Below are 16042 nucleotides of genomic sequence, written 5' to 3'. Positions count from 1 at the left end.
GGAGGGAACACTAGATGGCTGTTTATGAAGTCGACCCGATCTCACGCATCGAGGGTCATCTTGGCGTGAAACTGACTGTCACCGATGGCAAGGTCAGCGGTGCCGATGTCCATGGCAACCTGTGGCGCGGATTCGAGAACTTCCTGCTTGGCCGTGATGTGAACGATGCGATCACGTTCACGCAGCGGATTTGCGGCGTGTGCCCTGTGCCGCACGGACTCACGGCGTCGTACACGGCAGACGCGGCGCTCGGGTACAGCCGAGGACACATCACGTTTGCCGGCCCCGACAGCGCAGGTTACGGAGTGCCGCCCAAGGCGGTGCACATCCGCAATATCGTGCTCGCCGCCGAAATGCTCATGTCGAGCATCACGCACTTCTACCACCTGACAGCACTCGACTACGTTCAGGGACCCAAGACCCCGCCGTGGACCCCGTTCTTTGACAGCAGCTTTTATCACACGAAGCTGCTGAATCCGTCTGACACCGATTACGACGGCACGTCTACGAGCGATGGTGTCCTGCCCGCGAAGTCCACCAACGGGTTCTCCACGGGCCTATGGGACGCGGCAGTGACGCAGTACGTCAAAGCGCTTCGCATCCGCCGCGTTGCTCTCGAGGCAGGCGCGCTGTTCGCAGGCCGCATGCCGATGACATCGTGTTTTGTCGCGGGGGGTGTCACCAACGATGGCCAGGAGAACCTCTCCGGCAAGCTCGATAAGTTCAAGAAGATGACCGCCGAGGTGCGCGAGTTCATCGTCAAGGAGTACGTGCCGCTCGCTCTCGCTCTCGGGGCTCTCTACGACGACTACGACAACAAGTACAACAACAACGTACCAAACGCCGCCACCGCGCCTGACGTAGGTAACTACGAAGGTAACGACTACGGCTTCGGCGCTGGCTGCGGCAACTTCCTGTCGTGGGGCGCGTATCCCGAAGCTGACAACCTCACCATGGGCGCAAAGCTTCAGCTACCGGGCGGCGTGAAGATCACCAAGCCGCTTGAAGGCCGCGAGACGGAGGCTCTCTCCTTCACTGTCACCACTAAGCAAGACGTGTACAACCGCTTCCTCGGCGACGATGGTGGCGCGTCTAGCGTCGAGAACAACCTCACAGAAACCATCAAGTACGCGCGGTACGGGATCGCTGATCTCGATACGGCCGTCTATGATGCGGATGAAGAGGCGTTCCCCGGCGATGTCAGGCGCACCAAGCCCCAGCGCGACAAGGCCGACGCGTACACGTACTCCAAGGGGCCGCGCTGGAACGGCTATCCGTGCGAGGGTGGTCCGCTTGCTCGCCTTGTGGTCGGCGGACTCTATCCGGTCGATGGCACGCCGTTGCGCAACACGCTTGGCAGCGCCACGCTTGGCGTGGACGGCTACGATGCGTATGTGAAGACGTACAACCATGTCGGCAATCCAGCCACGACGCCCACCACGCCGCCCACCACGACCACGGGCCTTGCTCCCGCGATGATCGCAGCCGACCTCGCGGTCGCTTGCGTACGTGACGGGCTCGCGACGCTCACCATCGACTTCAACTTCTACGGCACGCCGTGGCAGTCCGCGGTCGAGGGTCTGCTCTCGCTTGCCCCGGGCGCGCTTCCAAATCAGGTCGCGACCTACACGGTCAACGCCGCGATCCTCGCCGCGCTTGAAGCGGTTGACGGCTCGATCACCGGCGCGGCATACGGGCTGGACTCGGCGGTCATCACCGGCGCGGTCGCGAACTGGGTCTACGGTCTCAAGGGCGGCCTTTCGGTCATGGACCGCATACGTGCTCGCGCGCTCGAGTCGCTTGTGCTCGTCCAGCTGCTCGGTGGTAAGGTCACCGATCCTAACACCGGCTGGAATTCGGCCGCCTCGCTCCTGAGCACCGCCGCCGGATCCACATGGCGCGACAAGGTGCCGCCTACAGGCGCTACCAAAGGCTACGGCGCCACCGAGGTTCCGCGCGGCTCTCTCGCGCACTTCGTGTCGCGCAGCGCACAGGGCAAGATCGATTCGTACCAGTGCGTCGTCCCCACCACATGGAACATCAGCCCCAGGGATGCCGATGAGAACCTCGGCCCAATGGAGGCGGCGATGATCGGTGTTCCGTACAGTATGGAGACGTCCGAGTTCAAGAAGGCCGGAACCGGGGTTGTGCAGGAGACCCACTCCCAGGTCGAAGCGTTGCGTGTGGCCCACACATTCGATCCGTGCATCGCGTGCGCGGTTCACTAGAGATGAGGGAGGTGCAGTAGATGAAGAGACTTTCTGTCGTGACCGTGCTGGGGCTCGCGATGCTGTTTGCGTACAGCGCGGTCGCGTTTGCCAACTTCGGTCCTCACGGCGGGTACTCGAAGGACACCGATGCGTGCGCCGGTTGTCACCGCGCACACACGTCGTTTTCGGATCTAACCTGGACCGACGATACCGTTGCGAGAGCGGAGCACAGCGCCCTGCTGATCTCAAACGCGACCACGATGAGCGAGTTTTGCAACGTGTGTCACGGTGACAACGCGCCCGGCGCGTCCACCAACGTCGTGAGCGGTGTCTTCGACGGCGGTCCGTCCGGACCGCAGAACGGAGGCGAGTTCCGCTGGGACACCAACTCCGTATGGAACGCCACACTTAACGGCGGCGGCTTTGAGAGCATGCCAGATCCCGCCAACCCTGGCGATTTCATGGCGATCACATCGTCTCACCGCATGGACGTAGTTGCCGCCCAGATGTACCCCGCGTGGGGTCAGTACGGCGCCGGCAACGCTCTTCCGGCTGCTACTAGTCTCACCTGCACAAGCTGCCACGACGTCCACGGCAGCTCAAACTACCGTCTGCTCAAGGACTACGTGAACGGCCAGGTCGTGGGAGGGTACATCGACGACTACACACCCACACCATTCGTTGTGTCGGCCGAGCAGGGTTACCCGGCGGTCGGCTGGAAGAAGCATGAGGTCGGAGCGGCGCAGATGGCCGATTACCGTCCCAACTACACGTCGCCCGAGTACGCCACCACCAACAACGATGCCGAGAAGGGCATCTCTGGCTGGTGCGCATCGTGTCACCAGGCGTACGTTGTCCGAAACGATGCCGCTGCGGGTCTGACCTACAACTACGGCGATTTCCTGCCTTCAACAGAGACCACTAAAGTTGGGGCCGAGACCTTCCACCGTCACCCGGTGAACGTCTCCCTCGCCGCTGGCGATCCGGCTGGCTACGCCCTCGGCGTCTCGTGGTTGCGCAGTGCCGTGGTCACCGACACGCTCATCCCGCTTGAGGCGCGTGCCGGTAGCGACCATGCCGCGTTCCGTGCTGGCAATTGGGGCTACGATGACTTCATGGGTTGCCTGACGTGTCACCGCGCCCACGGCTCGACAGCGCGGATGACCGGCTACGCTTCCGCTGAGCTCAAGTGGGAGGTCGGTGGATCGCTTATTCCCGTTCCCTACGAGGCCAGTTCCGCCGCGACCGCGGGCGTCGATCCCACCTTTACGAGCGCGTTGCTCAGGACCGACGACCGAGGCGTATGCCAGAGGTGTCACAACAAGTAGGTGTCGATGTCGTACGCGTGCTGTCATGGCGGCGTACGGCGCACGAGGGGGTCCCGGACGCGAGGTCCGGGACCCCTTTGCCCGGCTGGTCGATACATGAGAGTGCCGTCGGTGAGCTTGCGTCACCTGATGGGCGCCTACAGGGAGGGATGCGGGTCGTGAACGACGTGCACGAGACAGCGGGATCCGCCGAGCGCTACCGGTCGCTCGGTCTGGTTGCCAACCCGTTCGCGACGAGAGACGAGCGTCAGGGCGCGTCTCGGGCGACCCTGCTTGAGATGCAGGCCGAGTCGAACCGGCTGCTCGCGACAGTGGCTGCCGCTGCAAAGACAGGTCGCGCCTCGGTCGTGTGGGTGTCGAAATCAAACGAGGTCGCCGGATTCTTCCACATGTCGGCTGAGAGTGACGCTGAGCAACGCATGATCGTCGATTACTCACTGCGCATGCTGCCGTGCTACGTGCAGCTCTACATGGCGCGGGTCGGCCGGATCAGGAGCGCGCTCAACGTCTTGGCCGAGCGCGTGGCGACCCGGTCGTTTGAGCTCACACTCGTCGAGCTTGTGCGCGCCATCGCCTCGGCGCCCGACACATCTCTTTCCGAGTGGCTCCCGGTCGCGGGGGAGGCGTGGGAGGGCTTCTCGGACGCGATGGAAAAAGACCCGATCGCGGCGGTGCGAGAGCACTTTGGCGAGTATGTCTTACAGAGAACCCCCAGGTTCGAACCCCCGCCCACCGATATCCGCGAGATCTCGCTCGACCCGGAGCCTGAGGAGTTAGACGATTCGCCCGAGACGGATGTGTTCACTGATGGGGCGCCGCGAGCCTTCGGCGGCTCAATACCCGACGACGCTCTCGCAACGCCCGATCCACGCATCGCCGTGCGCGCATTCCTTATCGCGCACATCCGGGCCCACTACTCGCCGGTCATCGCACGGGCGATCCAGGCGTACGCCGACGAAGGGTTTGGCCAGCTCATTACCGAGCTCAAGATCACCGCGGCTCCGCGTAAGACGTTCAAGGCGCTCATGCGGCTCGCGACGTTGCGGTTCGACAGTGTGGTCTTTGTCTACGACGGGCTAGAGAGCTGGAGATCGGTCCCGGAAGAGCTCCAAGAGAAGTTCATCGCGGCGCTAAGTGAGATCCGGGTGATGGCGGGCAAACACGGGGTGATGGTTTTCCTCGCCGAGCAAGACGCCGCTCCGGAGCTAGAGGACCAGTTTGGGATCGGGCAGCGCATCGAGTGGACGTTTCCCAACTTGGCCCGGGTGGATGAGCGCGCTGGTGAATTTGACGCCGAGGCGGTGCGGTGGTGGCTTGAGTGTGCGACGATCCCGGGCCACAGGCCGCACAGACTTGAGGATGGCGGCTGGCCCCTGCTCATCGAAGCGGCGGATGGAGACATGGAACGTTTCTGCGCCATCGCACAGCAGGCGATTGAGAGAGCGGCCGATAAGGGCTGTGAGACTGTCGATGAAGAAGTAGCGCGAGCGGTAGCGCTCGGAGAGTGTGCGACAGCGTAGCCCGGCGTGGCGGAGGTGAGGATGAGCGAAGGCGACACCAAAGGCGCGTCTGTCCGCGACGGCGGACGTATGCGCACGTTCGCGCTCGGCGCGGCGGGGGTGGCACTGCTTGCCGCGGTGATCTTTGGCGTCTCGGCTCTGAGCGGGCCGCGTGACGTCACTGGTCCCAACCTCCCCCAAACAGCTCTTCCCGCCAACGACAGCGGTGACCTTTACGTCGGCGCGATGGACGCGCTCGCTTCCGGAGAGACGACACGCGCGGTCGAGCTCCTCGAGCGTGCGCTCATCGCGGACCCCTCGAACGCACAGGCGCGCGCGGAGCTCGACCGGATCACGCGCGATCCCGCTCTGGCCGCTGAGCCGGGCGGACCGGGGAACGCAACCGGAGAGCCGAGCGCGCCACTTGATGAGCCTCCCGCGGTCATGAACCCGGACGCTGGCTTCACCAGCTCGGTAGCCGACGTCGGCGTGCTGCTTCCCGCAAGCGTTCCGGGATACGAACTCGCGCTTTCTGTGGTCGTCGGGCCGGATGCCTCGGTTGCCGCTGATCCTGTCGAAGGCGGGCCGGTGGGCACGGTGAGGCGCGCGCTGTATTCCGTGCACGATCGAGCGACTCCCGATGCAGCGGACGCGTTCCTGCGCGATGTCACGCGGATCGCTTACCCAAATGATTCTGCGAACGTCACCATTGACGGCGTGCCCGCGTACTTTGGCACCGACGGGACCCGGTTTGCTGTTGTCGCCTACAAGCGCGGCAGGTTCGTCTTCGAGGTCGTTGTTACCACGGCGGGACAATCTCCCGCTGCGCTGAGGGATGCGGCGGTATCTGCCGCTCGTGCGTTTCCCGATGCGCTCCGATAAGAGTGAAGCGAGGTAGGCCAAGATGAGATCGATCTCCCGTTGCACCGGTAGCCCGGTTGCCCGCTTCATGCTGGTCGTTGCGCTGGTCGTGCCTCTCGCGGTGTCAACGTTCCCCGGCCCGCAAGAAGCGTACGGAACCACGGCGCCGCAGTTCGCTCCAACGACGATCTGGGAAACCGGCTTCGAGGGTACCTATCCGCCGGCGGGAATGACGATCGGCGCCAATCCGGCCCCTAGCCAGAGCCCCGTCGCGGCGTGGTGGGGCAGGATCACGCTGAGCAAGCGGAGCGGCTCAAACGGGCTGTGGTGCGCTGGGAACAACCTTGCCAATTGGAGTGCGTATCCGTCGAAGACTTCAGGCAGGGCGGCACTTTCCCTTCCCCAGCTTGCCGATTTCTACTCGTCCCAGCTTTCGATGTGGTACACGATGCCCAGCCGTGGAGCCGCCGATTGGCCTTCGTTCCTCGTGGGCTGGCACGGCACCGCTGATCCTGGCAACTGGCACACGTACGCAAACTTCTCGATCGCCGCAGGCTGGGTCAATCGCGCTTTTGACCTGTCGAAGCCGAGCAACGACCCGTCGCTTTCTCGGCAAGCGGGCCACATCATCTTCGAGTTCGATGATCGCGTCGAGGGAACCGGTCAGTCCCCCGCCACGGGCAGGGGCCCCACGATCGATGACATCTCGGTCACGGGGTACCGTTTCGGCCCGGTGCGCAGCGTGCAGGCGGTCTCGAATGTGCCTGGCCGGGTCGACCTGTCGTGGGTCAAGCCGGCAGCGTCCACTGCGACGACATCGGACGACACGCGCACGATCGTTTACCGCGTGTGGCGCCGCCCACTCGGCGGCTCAACATGGACGCAGATTCCGGGCTCGCACACGAGCGCGCTCTCACTGAGCGACACGACGGCCGTCGCCGGCACCACGTACACCTATCTCGTCCAGCCGTGGGGGACGGGCGCGGACGCGAACTTCTGGGGCGCGCACCAGGCGCTGAATGTGACGGCCGCCGGCGCAGGCAAGGTGAGCGTGGTGGCGCTCGCCGGTGAGAATCGCTATGACACCGCGATCGCCATCGCGAGGGCGGCGTATCCTGCTGGCGCGGGCGCCGTGGTCATCGCGACCGGTCAGAACTGGCCTGATGCGCTCGGCGCCTCCGCGCTCGCGCGCGCTGTGGGAGGCCCGCTGTTGCTCACGCGAACCGCCGAGTTGCCTCAGGCAGTGCTCGATTACCTCACCGGCGAGATCAGGCCGTCCCGCGTGTTTGTCGTTGGCGGGGAGGGTGCGGTCAGCGCTCGGGTGGTGGAGCAGCTCGCATCCGCGCTCCCAACGGCGACACGGGTCAGAGTGGCGGGCATCGATCGCATCAAGACCGCTGAGGCAGTAGCAGCCCGGGCTGTCGCGGAGCGTGTGGGCGGTCCGACGGATGTCACCGCGTTTGTCGCCACAGCGCACAACTATCCTGACGCCCTCGCGGCTTCACCACTGGCGGCGGCGCACGCGTGGCCGCTGTACCTGACACCCGGCACATCCATCGCCGATGAGACCATCGTGGCGATGAAAGCGGCCGGTGTCACCCGAGTCGTCATCACCGGGGGGATAGGGGCCGTTTCACCCGAAGTCGAAGCGAAGCTCCGGCTCGAGTTCCCATCGGTCCTGCGGCGACACGGCGTGAATCGCTACGAGACCGCGGTGTCGGTCGCGCAGTGGGGCGTGGCCGAGGTCGGCCTGTCGTGGGAGCGTGTCGCGATAGCGACGGGCGTCTCGTTTCCCGACGCGCTCGCCGGCGGCGTGCTTCAGGGGCGCGACCGCGGCGTGCTGCTGCTGACCGACCCGCTCGTGCTGAGCGATCCCACAAAGGACGTGCTCGGAGCGAACCGTATGACCACGACCGCTGTGAGGTTCCTAGGCGGAACGGGAGCGATCTCACAGAGTGTGCGTGAAGAAGTTATGCGCGTCCTTAACGAACCGTTGTAGGGGGCAGGCAAGCGTCTTCGTTTGCACCGCCGAGACTCAGGCGCTCTCCGCCTTCGCCTTGCCGAGCACCTCTTCAAGCGACTCACGCCGCCTCTCGCGCTCCTCTCGCGCGTAGATCGTGTCGACGAGGTCTACCGCGCGCGTCGCGACGCTCTTCCTCGACCCGCCGTCCCCGTGTCCGGTCGTTGCCGACACTCGATCAAGTGGTGCTTCGTACGGCTCGCTCATCGGATCCCCCGTTCAAGCGCTGATGTGCCGAGATGCATATACCCAGCTGCCAAACTCGCTCACGCGTGGAGCGTCACCCCCTCGATAGGGTACGCTCAATGTCGAGGAATCGCAAAATGAAGCCCGCGACCGTCCGATACCAAGGAGGTGGCCCGTGAGCGTGTACGCGTGGCGGCAGGCGCCCGGGCTCTATACTGATCTCTATCAGCTCACGATGGCCCAGGGCTACCTGCTAGCGGGCGTAGACCGCACAGAAGCGTCGTTCTCGCTTTCCTTTCGCGACAATCCGTTTGGAGGCGGATACGCGATCGCGTGCGGGCTCGATCAGGCCGTAGAGTACCTCGAGTCGTTGCGCTTTTCGGACGACGATATCGCCTACCTCGCCTCTCTCGAAGGTAACGACGCGCGGCCGCTGTTTGGCAGCGAGTTTTTGACCTATCTGGAGACGTTTCGTTTCGACGCGGATGTCGACGCGGTTCCCGAGGGGACAGTTGTCTTCCCGCATGAACCGCTCCTTCGCGTGAGCGGACCGGTGATCTCGGCGCAGCTTGTAGAGACCGCGCTCCTGAATACCGTCAATTTTCAGACGCTCGTCGCGACGAAGGCATCGCGGGTCTGCCGGGCGGCCCACGGCGACCGCGTGATCGAGTTCGGGTTGCGCCGAGCGCAGGGACCCGACGGAGGGCTCTCGGCGTCGCGGGCCGCGTTCGTGGGCGGTTGCTCGGGCACGTCGAATACCCTCGCGGGCCGTGTGTGGGGAATTCCGGTGGCTGGAACACACGCGCACAGCTGGGTGATGCTCTTCGACGATGAGGACGAGGCGTTTGCGCGATACGCCGAGGCGATGCCCAACAACTGCACTTTCCTCGTTGACACCTACGACACCCTCGCGGGGGTAGCCCGCGCGGCGGAGGCGGGAGTTCGTTTGCGCGGAAGCGGGCATGCGCTCATCGGTGTGCGAATCGACTCCGGCGACCTCGCGTGGCTCTCGCGGCGCGCGCGAGAGATACTCGACGCGGCCGGTCTTACCGACGCGCGCATCATCGCCTCAAACGAGCTAGACGAGCACTTGATCGCCAGTCTGAAGGAGCAGGAGGCGGCGATCGACGTCTGGGGCGTGGGCACCAAGCTCGTGACCGCCTACGAGCAGCCCGCGCTCGGGGGTGTCTACAAACTGACCGCAGTCAGGCGGCCTGGAGGTGAGTGGGAGCCGCGAATCAAGGTATCCGAGCAGACCGCTAAGGTCACCACGCCAGGGGTGCTCGGCGTTCGCCGGTACCACGACGCCGAGGGACATCCGGCGGGCGACATGGTCTACGATGTGAGCCGTCCGCCCTCAGGCGATGCCGTCATGGTCGACCCAGCCGACCCCACTCGTCGCAAGCGTTTCGAAGCGGGCACGTCCTCAGAGGAGCTCCTCGTTCCCGTCTTTCGTGCGGGCACGCGCGTCTGGGAGCCCCCGCCCCTCGCCGAGGCCGCCAGGCGAGCCCGCGAGCAGATGCGCGCCTTCGACCCGTCGATTCTGCGCTTTCTGAACCCTCACTCGTATCCGGTGGGACTTGAGCGCGGAGCGCACGCGGTCAGGACGAAGCTCGTCGTCATGTCCAGATCGCGCGGGTGAGCGCGGGTGAACCGCGCAATTCCGCACGAGCGCAAGGAGATGGTTTCGTGCAAGCGCTGATACTCGTAGACATCCAAAATGACTTCATGCCGTTCGGAGCGTTGCCGGTGGCCGCAGGCGACGAGGTCGTGCCAGTGGCCAACACGCTCGCCCCGCTCTTTGGCCTTGTCGTGGCAACACAGGACTGGCACCCCGCTGATCACGCCAGCTTCGCCGTCAACCACCCCGGAGCGTCTTTGGGCGATGTCATCGATCTCGACGGGATGGCTCAGGTGCTCTGGCCGCCGCACTGTGTGCAACAGACGCCCGGAGCGAGCTTTCACTCCGCACTCGACGTCGGTCTTGTCACACACGTGGTGCGCAAGGGCGCCGACCCGCGCGTCGACAGTTACTCGGGATTCTTCGACAACGGACGCCGCAAAGCGACCGGTCTCGAATCCTATCTGCGTGAGCGCGGCGTGTCTGAGGTCGTTGTAGTCGGCCTGGCGACCGAGTACTGCGTGAAGTACACCGCGCTCGACGCGCGAGAGCTGGGGTTCGCGGTTACGGTGGTCGCTGACGGGTGCCGTGCGGTGGACCTCGTACCTGGCGATGGTGATGCGGCGCTCGCCGAGATGGCCAAGTTTGGATGCTCGGTCCGCTACGCGCCCTGGCCCTAGGTCGAGACGGTTCTAAAACATGTCGTCGACGTAGGTGATCGACTCGCGCGCGTACTCGAGATGCCAATCGTCGAGAGAGAGGTGGAGCGTGGGGTTGTGGACCACGCCCATCGCGCGGATTATCTCCAGCACGGTCGCGAACAGGTGCTCGCTCATGATCAGGTGTTGCACGATTCCCGGGTCACACAGATCGTGCTTCGCGGGCACCGGCGTCCAGAATCGTTTCTCGTTTTCGTACTTGATGACAAGGTCGAGAACGAGGTTGCCCGCTGTGGTTACCGCAACGACGTAGCTGTCGGGCGTCTCGCGCTTAAACATCGCAAGATCACGCCGCATGCCTCCCGCGCGCACGAGGGTCTCTTCGTCGACGGCCATGCGAAACGGCGTGGCCGGGACCGCTCGGATCGCTTCCCTCAAGTTCACCGCCGAGACGATCGCCCGTTCTGGCACTGTCTTTGAGAGCAGATCGAGCGCGATCGTCGCCTCGACGTTCGAGGTCGAGCACACGAGCACCTGGAACAGGTAGCGGGTGTCCGCGTTAAAGTACGTGCGTATGGTCGAAAGCCCCGAGACCGCGGTGACCATGGAGCGCTCCTGAAAAGACGTGTGGACCCTCTCGGAGAGCGTATCGGCACATATGTATTCCCGCATGAGCCGAAATGATGAGCGGTCGCGCGCAAAAATCGTGAGCGTGGCGAAGGGATATTCCGAGACCTAATACGCGGCGCTAGGCCGTGATGCGGGTCCCTGACTTGCCGACAAGTCCCTCTTCGAGACGGTTTGAGGCGCACATCAGGGCTTCTTTCCCAGTGTACTCGACAAACATGACGCACGCGGCGAGCTTGGGCGCGATGCTGCCGGCGGCGAGGGCTCCTGAGTCGAGCAAGACATGCGCGTCGCCCACCGTGATGCGGGGGACAAGACGCGCCGTGTCGCTTCCCCAGCCCAGGTAGAGCGCGTCGGCTTCCATGAGGACAGCGAGCAGGTCCGCGCCGATGTCGCGGGCGAGCAGCGCGCTCGACCAGTCCTTGTCGACAACCGCGTCGATAGGGGTGAGTGTGGCTCCGTCGGCGGACTCGAAAACGGGGATGCCGCCCCCGCCTGCGGCGATCACGACGTCGCCAGCGTCCACGAGCGTGCGCACGACCGCGGTCTCGATGATGCGCAGCGGTCTTGGGCTCGGCACCACGCGGCGCCACGCGTCAGCCCCCACCTTCGCGAGCGTCCAGCCGCGCAGGTTCGCTAGCTCACGCGCGCGCGCGGCGGCGTAGTGCGGCCCTACGGGTTTGCTCGGCGCGGTGAACGCGGGATCGTTCGGGTCGACAGCGACCTGTGTCACGATAGTCGCGACCTCACGCGTAACGCCGATTCGGCGCATGAGGTTGCGCAACGTGTTTTGCAACATGAAGCCTATGCCGCCCTCTGAGTCGGCGTCCGCGATGTACAGCGGCATCGGCGAGACGCTCTCCGCCGCGGCCTCGTTGCGCAATAGGATGTTGCCGACAACCGGCCCGTTACCGTGCGTCAGCACGATACCCGCACCCTCAGCGGCCAGCCGGGCGACCGGCTCGAGCGCTTCTGAAGCGTGCGCGACCTGCTGCTCGATGGTTCCGGCCTCACCGGGCCGGATGATCGCGTTGCCTCCGAGGGCGATGACGTAGAGCGGTGTATTGATGTGTTGGTGCATCGGCTTAGCTCTTCCCTCTAGCCTCGCGTGCCAGGAACGCCGAAACCACCTCATCGAGCGTGGGGGAACCGACGTCAGCGGCGCGGTACGACACGCGCACGACTGGCTGGCGGATCTCGATGAGACGCGAAAGGTCGATCGGGGTGCCGATGACCACCGCGTCACACGGGGCGGCCGCTATCGTCGCTTCAAGGTCGGCGAGCTGATCTGCCGAGTAGCCCATTGCCGGCAGGACGGAGTCGAGGTGGCGGTAGTGCGTGAGGGTCTTGGCAAGCGAGCCGACCGCGTACGGGCGGGGATCGACGAGCTCAGCCACGCCGCCCGCCCGCGCCGCGATGGCGCCCGCACCAAACGCCATGCCGCCGTGTGTCACGGTGGGCCCGTCTTCAATGACGAGCACACGGGCGTCGGCAAGCAGGGACGGGTCGTCGACGGTGACCTCCGAGGCCATCTCGACCACGACCGCGTGCGGGTTGTGCGTCTCGGCGGCGTCTCGAAGCGCCTTGACCGCTCCCGGAGGGGCGGAGTCAACCTTGTTGATGACGAGCACGTCTGCGCGCAGGAAGTTTGTCTCACCCGGGTGGTAGCGGCGCTCGTGACCAGCGCGGTGCGGGTCGAGCACGACGATCTCCAAGCCGGGACGGATAAACGGCATGTCGTTGTTGCCGCCGTCCCATATGATGAGCTCGGCTTCCTTCTCGGCCTCGGTGAGTATCGCTTTGTAGTCGACTCCGGCGAACACCACCGCGCCTACCTCGATCAGGTGCTCGTACTCCTCCCGCTCCTCTATCGTCACGCCGAGGCGGTCGAGGTCTTCGATGCTCGCGTAGCGCTCGACGGCCATGCACGAGAGGTCGCGGTAGGGCATGGGATGCCGGATGTCGACCGCGTGTATGCCGCGGGCGGCGAGCAGTTCCCATATCCGCCGAGAGATGCCGCTCTTGCCCGCGCCGGTGCGAACGGCGCAGACGGATATCACCGGGACGCTCGAGCCGAGCATCGTGCGCTCGGGTCCGATGATGCCAAAGTCCGCCCCAGCCGCGAGCACGGCCGAGGCGTGGTGCATCACGGTCTCGTGACTCACGTCGCTATACGCGAAGAGCACACGGTCGATCCGGTCGGTCTCGATGAGCTCGGCCAGCCGCTCCTCGGGCACGATGCGGACACCGTGAGGGTAGAGCGGACCGGCGAGGTCCGCGGGATAGACGCGGTCATCGATGCCGGGGATTTGTGCGGCGGTAAAACCGACGACCTCGACTCCGGGGTCGTCGCGGAAGCACGTGGCGAACACATGGAAGTCCCGCCCGGCCGCTCCCATGATGACGATCCTCTCGCGCTCCATCGCGGCTCCTTCGATGTCACGGGTACCGTGTTGGCGCGCGGTACGGTGCATAGAACCTGATCATAACTGTATCGTCCCCCAATGCGCGGCACACATCACGCCCATGACGTCCAGTTACGCGTCCAATTTAGCTTCTCCCGCACGCGGCCTGGGCATCCGGTTCGGGTACAATTCAACCTACACGTGCGCGGTATGAGTCGCGCACATCCCCGATGCGGCTGGAGGCGGCGGCCATGCCTGTTCGTGTAGTCACAGATTCGACGTCGTATGTGCCCACAGATGAGCGTGAAAGGCTCGGCATTAAGGTCGTCACGCTCTTCGTGAACTTTGGGCAGGAGTCCTTCGCTGAGGAAGGGCTCGACAATGAGTGGTTCTACCAGCGCATGGCTTCAGGAAGCGAGCTTCCCACCTCCTCCCAGCCTTCGGTCCAGAGCATGGTCGATGTCTTCACCGAGGCGGTCGAAGCTGGAGAAGACGTGTGCGGCGTGTTCATCTCGGCGGACATGAGCGGCACACTGGAGTCGGCCCGGATGGCCGTTGAGATGGTGCGGGAGACGCATCCCGACGCGCGTATCGAGCTTGTTGACTCGCGCTCCAACTCGATGCAGCTTGGGCTCGCGGTTCTTCAGGCGGCTCGCGCGGCGGCAGCGGGCGCCTCGCTCGATGAGGTCGCGGCCGCTGCGCGCGCCACCATACCGCGCACGCGCTTCCTCTTTGTTCCCCACACGCTTGAGCACTTGCGCAAGGGCGGGCGGATCGGAGGCGCGTCGGCGTTGCTCGGTTCACTCTTGCAGATCAGGCCGATCCTCACGGTCACAGGCGGTACGACGAATGTCTGGGGCAAGGTGCGGACGAAGAAGCGCGCCCTTGCCGAGATGGTTTCGGTGCTCGCCGCCGACATGGAAAGCTCTGGCCTTGCGGAGGTCTTTGTCCACCACATTAACGCCGAAGCCGAGGGACGGGAGTTCGCGACGATGGTGGAGGAGGCAACCGGCCAGGCGCCGAGGATCGTTGGCATCGGCCCGGTGGTAGGATTGCACGTGGGACCGGGCACACTCGCCATCGCCTACCGTGCGGAGCGCGATCTTCCCTCCGCCGCAGCGGCCAGCTAGCAGGGGTCACGCATGAGGGTTGTAGCGGTTAACGGGTCGCCAAGAACGGGCGGCAACACAGCGATGCTCGTCGAGGCGGTGTTTGAGCCGCTGCGGGCTTCTGGGATCGAGTGCGAGCAGATCGCGCTTGCGGGCCAGACGGTAGGCGGATGCACGGCGTGCATGCGGTGCCGTTCTGCGGCGGATCGCCAGTGTCATGGGCGCAGCGACTTTGGCAACGAAGTCATCACCGCTCTCGACGGCGCGGACGGCATCATCCTTGCGTCACCGGTCTACTTTGCGGATGTAACCGCGGAACTTAAAGCCATCATCGATCGGGCGGGCTACGTCGCGCGCGGTAGTGAAGGGATGTTCGTGCGTGCTTTGGGGGCGGGCGTGGTGACGCACCGCCGTGCGGGCGCGATTCACGCGCTCGACACCATCAACCACTTCTTCTTGATAGGCCAGATGATCGTCGTAGGCTCAACTTACTGGAACCTCGGCGTGGGCGGGGCGAGGGGCGAGGTCGCTAACGACGAGGAAGGGCTTCGCACGATGAGAACGCTCGGCGAGAACATCGGCTGGCTGCTGGGCAGGATCGGGGGCGAGCGATGAGCGGCACGCTTTCGCCCGGAGAGTCGACGGTCGGGTTTATCGGCACCGGCGTGATGGGCGCGCCGATGGCGGGACACGTGCTCGCCGCTGGGTTCGACGTGGTGGTGTGGGCGCGCTCGGCCGAGAAGGCGACAGGGCTCCTTGAGGCCGGAGCCCAGTGGGCCGAGACGCCGACGGAGCTTGCGGCGCGGGCCGACGCCGTTGTGACGATCGTCGGCTACCCTGCTGATGTGGAGGCGCTCTACTTTGGTGACGATGGTGGCGGCGACGGCTCGCTGCTGGGCGCCGCGCGGCCGGGCACGTACCTAATCGACATGACAACCTCTTCTCCTGCGCTCGCCAGGCGGATTGCCGAGGCGGCCTCGGCTCGGGGGCTTCGCGCGCTCGACGCTCCGGTGACCGGCGGTGACAGGGGCGCGCGCGAGGCGCGGCTCTCGATCATGGTGGGGGGCGAGGAGGCCGACGCGCACGCGGTCGAGCCGCTGCTGCGTGCGATGGGCACGACGGTCGTCCATCATGGCGGTCCTGGCTGCGGTCAACACGCCAAGATATGCAATCAGATCGCGATAGCGGCATCGATGCTCGGCGCGTGCGAGGCGCTTGCATACGCGCGCGGCGCGGGACTCGACCAAGCGCGCGTGCTGGAGTCGATCGGGGCTGGCTCCGCGGGCTCGTGGACACTCGCGAACCTGGCGCCGCGCATCCTCGCGGGGGACTTCGCGCCCGGGTTTTTTGTTAAGCACTTCGTGAAGGACTTGCGAATCGCACTCGCCTCGGCCGAGGAGCTCGGGCTGGAGGTGCCAGGCACGCAGCTCGCCGCGCGCCTGTACGAGACCTTGCTCGCGGCCGGGCATGGCGAAGAGGGCACGCACGCGCTCTACCACCTCTACGAGAGGTGATCC

At 65.1% G+C, this 16042-nt stretch carries 14 protein-coding genes; 10 read left to right on the top strand and 4 right to left on the bottom strand.

Translation table 11 applies throughout. The annotated features are described in order from the left end of the window. Window positions 1–14: 14 nt before the first annotated feature. The 5 genes from KGZ40_01240 (at window position 15) to KGZ40_01220 (ending at window position 7897) form a co-directional block, all read left to right on the top strand. A complete protein-coding gene (locus KGZ40_01240; protein MBS3956148.1) occupies window positions 15–2228 on the top strand; it encodes a nickel-dependent hydrogenase large subunit in 2214 nt (737 codons plus the stop codon). Between the two features lie 20 nt (window positions 2229–2248). Continuing rightward, entirely contained in the window at window positions 2249–3538 is a 1290-nt protein-coding gene (locus KGZ40_01235; GenBank protein ID MBS3956147.1) for a hypothetical protein, read from the top strand. A 158-nt stretch (window positions 3539–3696) separates the two neighbouring features. Then, entirely contained in the window at window positions 3697–5058 is a 1362-nt protein-coding gene (locus KGZ40_01230) for a hypothetical protein (protein MBS3956146.1), read from the top strand. A 21-nt stretch (window positions 5059–5079) separates the two neighbouring features. Then, window positions 5080–5919: a hypothetical protein gene (locus KGZ40_01225; protein ID MBS3956145.1), complete on the top strand. Its 840-nt coding sequence runs from the start codon at window positions 5080–5082 to the stop codon at window positions 5917–5919. A 22-nt stretch (window positions 5920–5941) separates the two neighbouring features. Then, entirely contained in the window at window positions 5942–7897 is a 1956-nt protein-coding gene (locus tag KGZ40_01220; GenBank protein MBS3956144.1) for a cell wall-binding repeat-containing protein, read from the top strand. A gap of 36 nt (window positions 7898–7933) precedes the next feature. Here the strand turns inward: KGZ40_01220 and KGZ40_01215 are convergent, their stop codons facing one another. Next, window positions 7934–8125: a hypothetical protein gene (locus tag KGZ40_01215; GenBank protein MBS3956143.1), complete on the bottom strand. Its 192-nt coding sequence runs from the start codon at window positions 8123–8125 to the stop codon at window positions 7934–7936. A gap of 154 nt (window positions 8126–8279) precedes the next feature. On the opposite strand from KGZ40_01215, the gene KGZ40_01210 reads away from it, so the two are divergent. After that, on the top strand, window positions 8280–9746 hold the full coding sequence (locus KGZ40_01210; GenBank protein ID MBS3956142.1) for a nicotinate phosphoribosyltransferase: 1467 nt from the start codon (window positions 8280–8282) through the stop codon (window positions 9744–9746). A gap of 86 nt (window positions 9747–9832) precedes the next feature. Then, entirely contained in the window at window positions 9833–10405 is a 573-nt protein-coding gene (pncA, locus tag KGZ40_01205) for a bifunctional nicotinamidase/pyrazinamidase (GenBank protein ID MBS3956141.1), read from the top strand. 12 nt (window positions 10406–10417) lie between these two features. Here pncA and KGZ40_01200 read toward each other — a convergent pair whose 3' ends face one another. From KGZ40_01200 to KGZ40_01190, 3 genes are all read right to left on the bottom strand, one after another. Further along, entirely contained in the window at window positions 10418–10990 is a 573-nt protein-coding gene (locus KGZ40_01200) for a hypothetical protein (GenBank protein MBS3956140.1), read from the bottom strand. Window positions 10991–11132: 142 nt separating this feature from the next. After that, window positions 11133–12092, bottom strand: a complete 960-nt coding sequence (locus KGZ40_01195; protein MBS3956139.1) for a carbamate kinase — start codon at window positions 12090–12092, stop codon at window positions 11133–11135. A gap of 4 nt (window positions 12093–12096) precedes the next feature. After that, window positions 12097–13434: a GTPase gene (locus tag KGZ40_01190; GenBank protein ID MBS3956138.1), complete on the bottom strand. Its 1338-nt coding sequence runs from the start codon at window positions 13432–13434 to the stop codon at window positions 12097–12099. Window positions 13435–13667: 233 nt separating this feature from the next. Here KGZ40_01190 and KGZ40_01185 point away from each other — a divergent pair, with 233 nt between their 5' ends. The 3 genes from KGZ40_01185 to KGZ40_01175 are packed head-to-tail and all read left to right on the top strand — an operon-like array spanning window position 13668 to window position 16039. Beyond that, on the top strand, window positions 13668–14546 hold the full coding sequence (locus KGZ40_01185; GenBank protein ID MBS3956137.1) for a DegV family protein: 879 nt from the start codon (window positions 13668–13670) through the stop codon (window positions 14544–14546). A gap of 12 nt (window positions 14547–14558) precedes the next feature. After that, window positions 14559–15140 (top strand): flavodoxin family protein, encoded by a 582-nt coding sequence (locus tag KGZ40_01180; protein ID MBS3956136.1) that lies wholly within the window; start codon window positions 14559–14561, stop codon window positions 15138–15140. Beyond that, window positions 15137–16039, top strand: a complete 903-nt coding sequence (locus KGZ40_01175) for an NAD(P)-dependent oxidoreductase (protein ID MBS3956135.1) — start codon at window positions 15137–15139, stop codon at window positions 16037–16039. The genes KGZ40_01180 and KGZ40_01175 overlap by 4 nt, the downstream gene beginning before the upstream one ends. Window positions 16040–16042: the final 3 nt, after the last annotated feature.

The organism is Clostridiales bacterium, assembly GCA_018333995.1.
GTDB lineage: Bacteria > Actinomycetota > Coriobacteriia > Anaerosomatales > SLCP01 > JAGXSG01.
The sequence above is the reverse complement of the archived record's forward strand: the minus strand, read 5'-3'. Positions and strand labels throughout refer to the sequence as shown.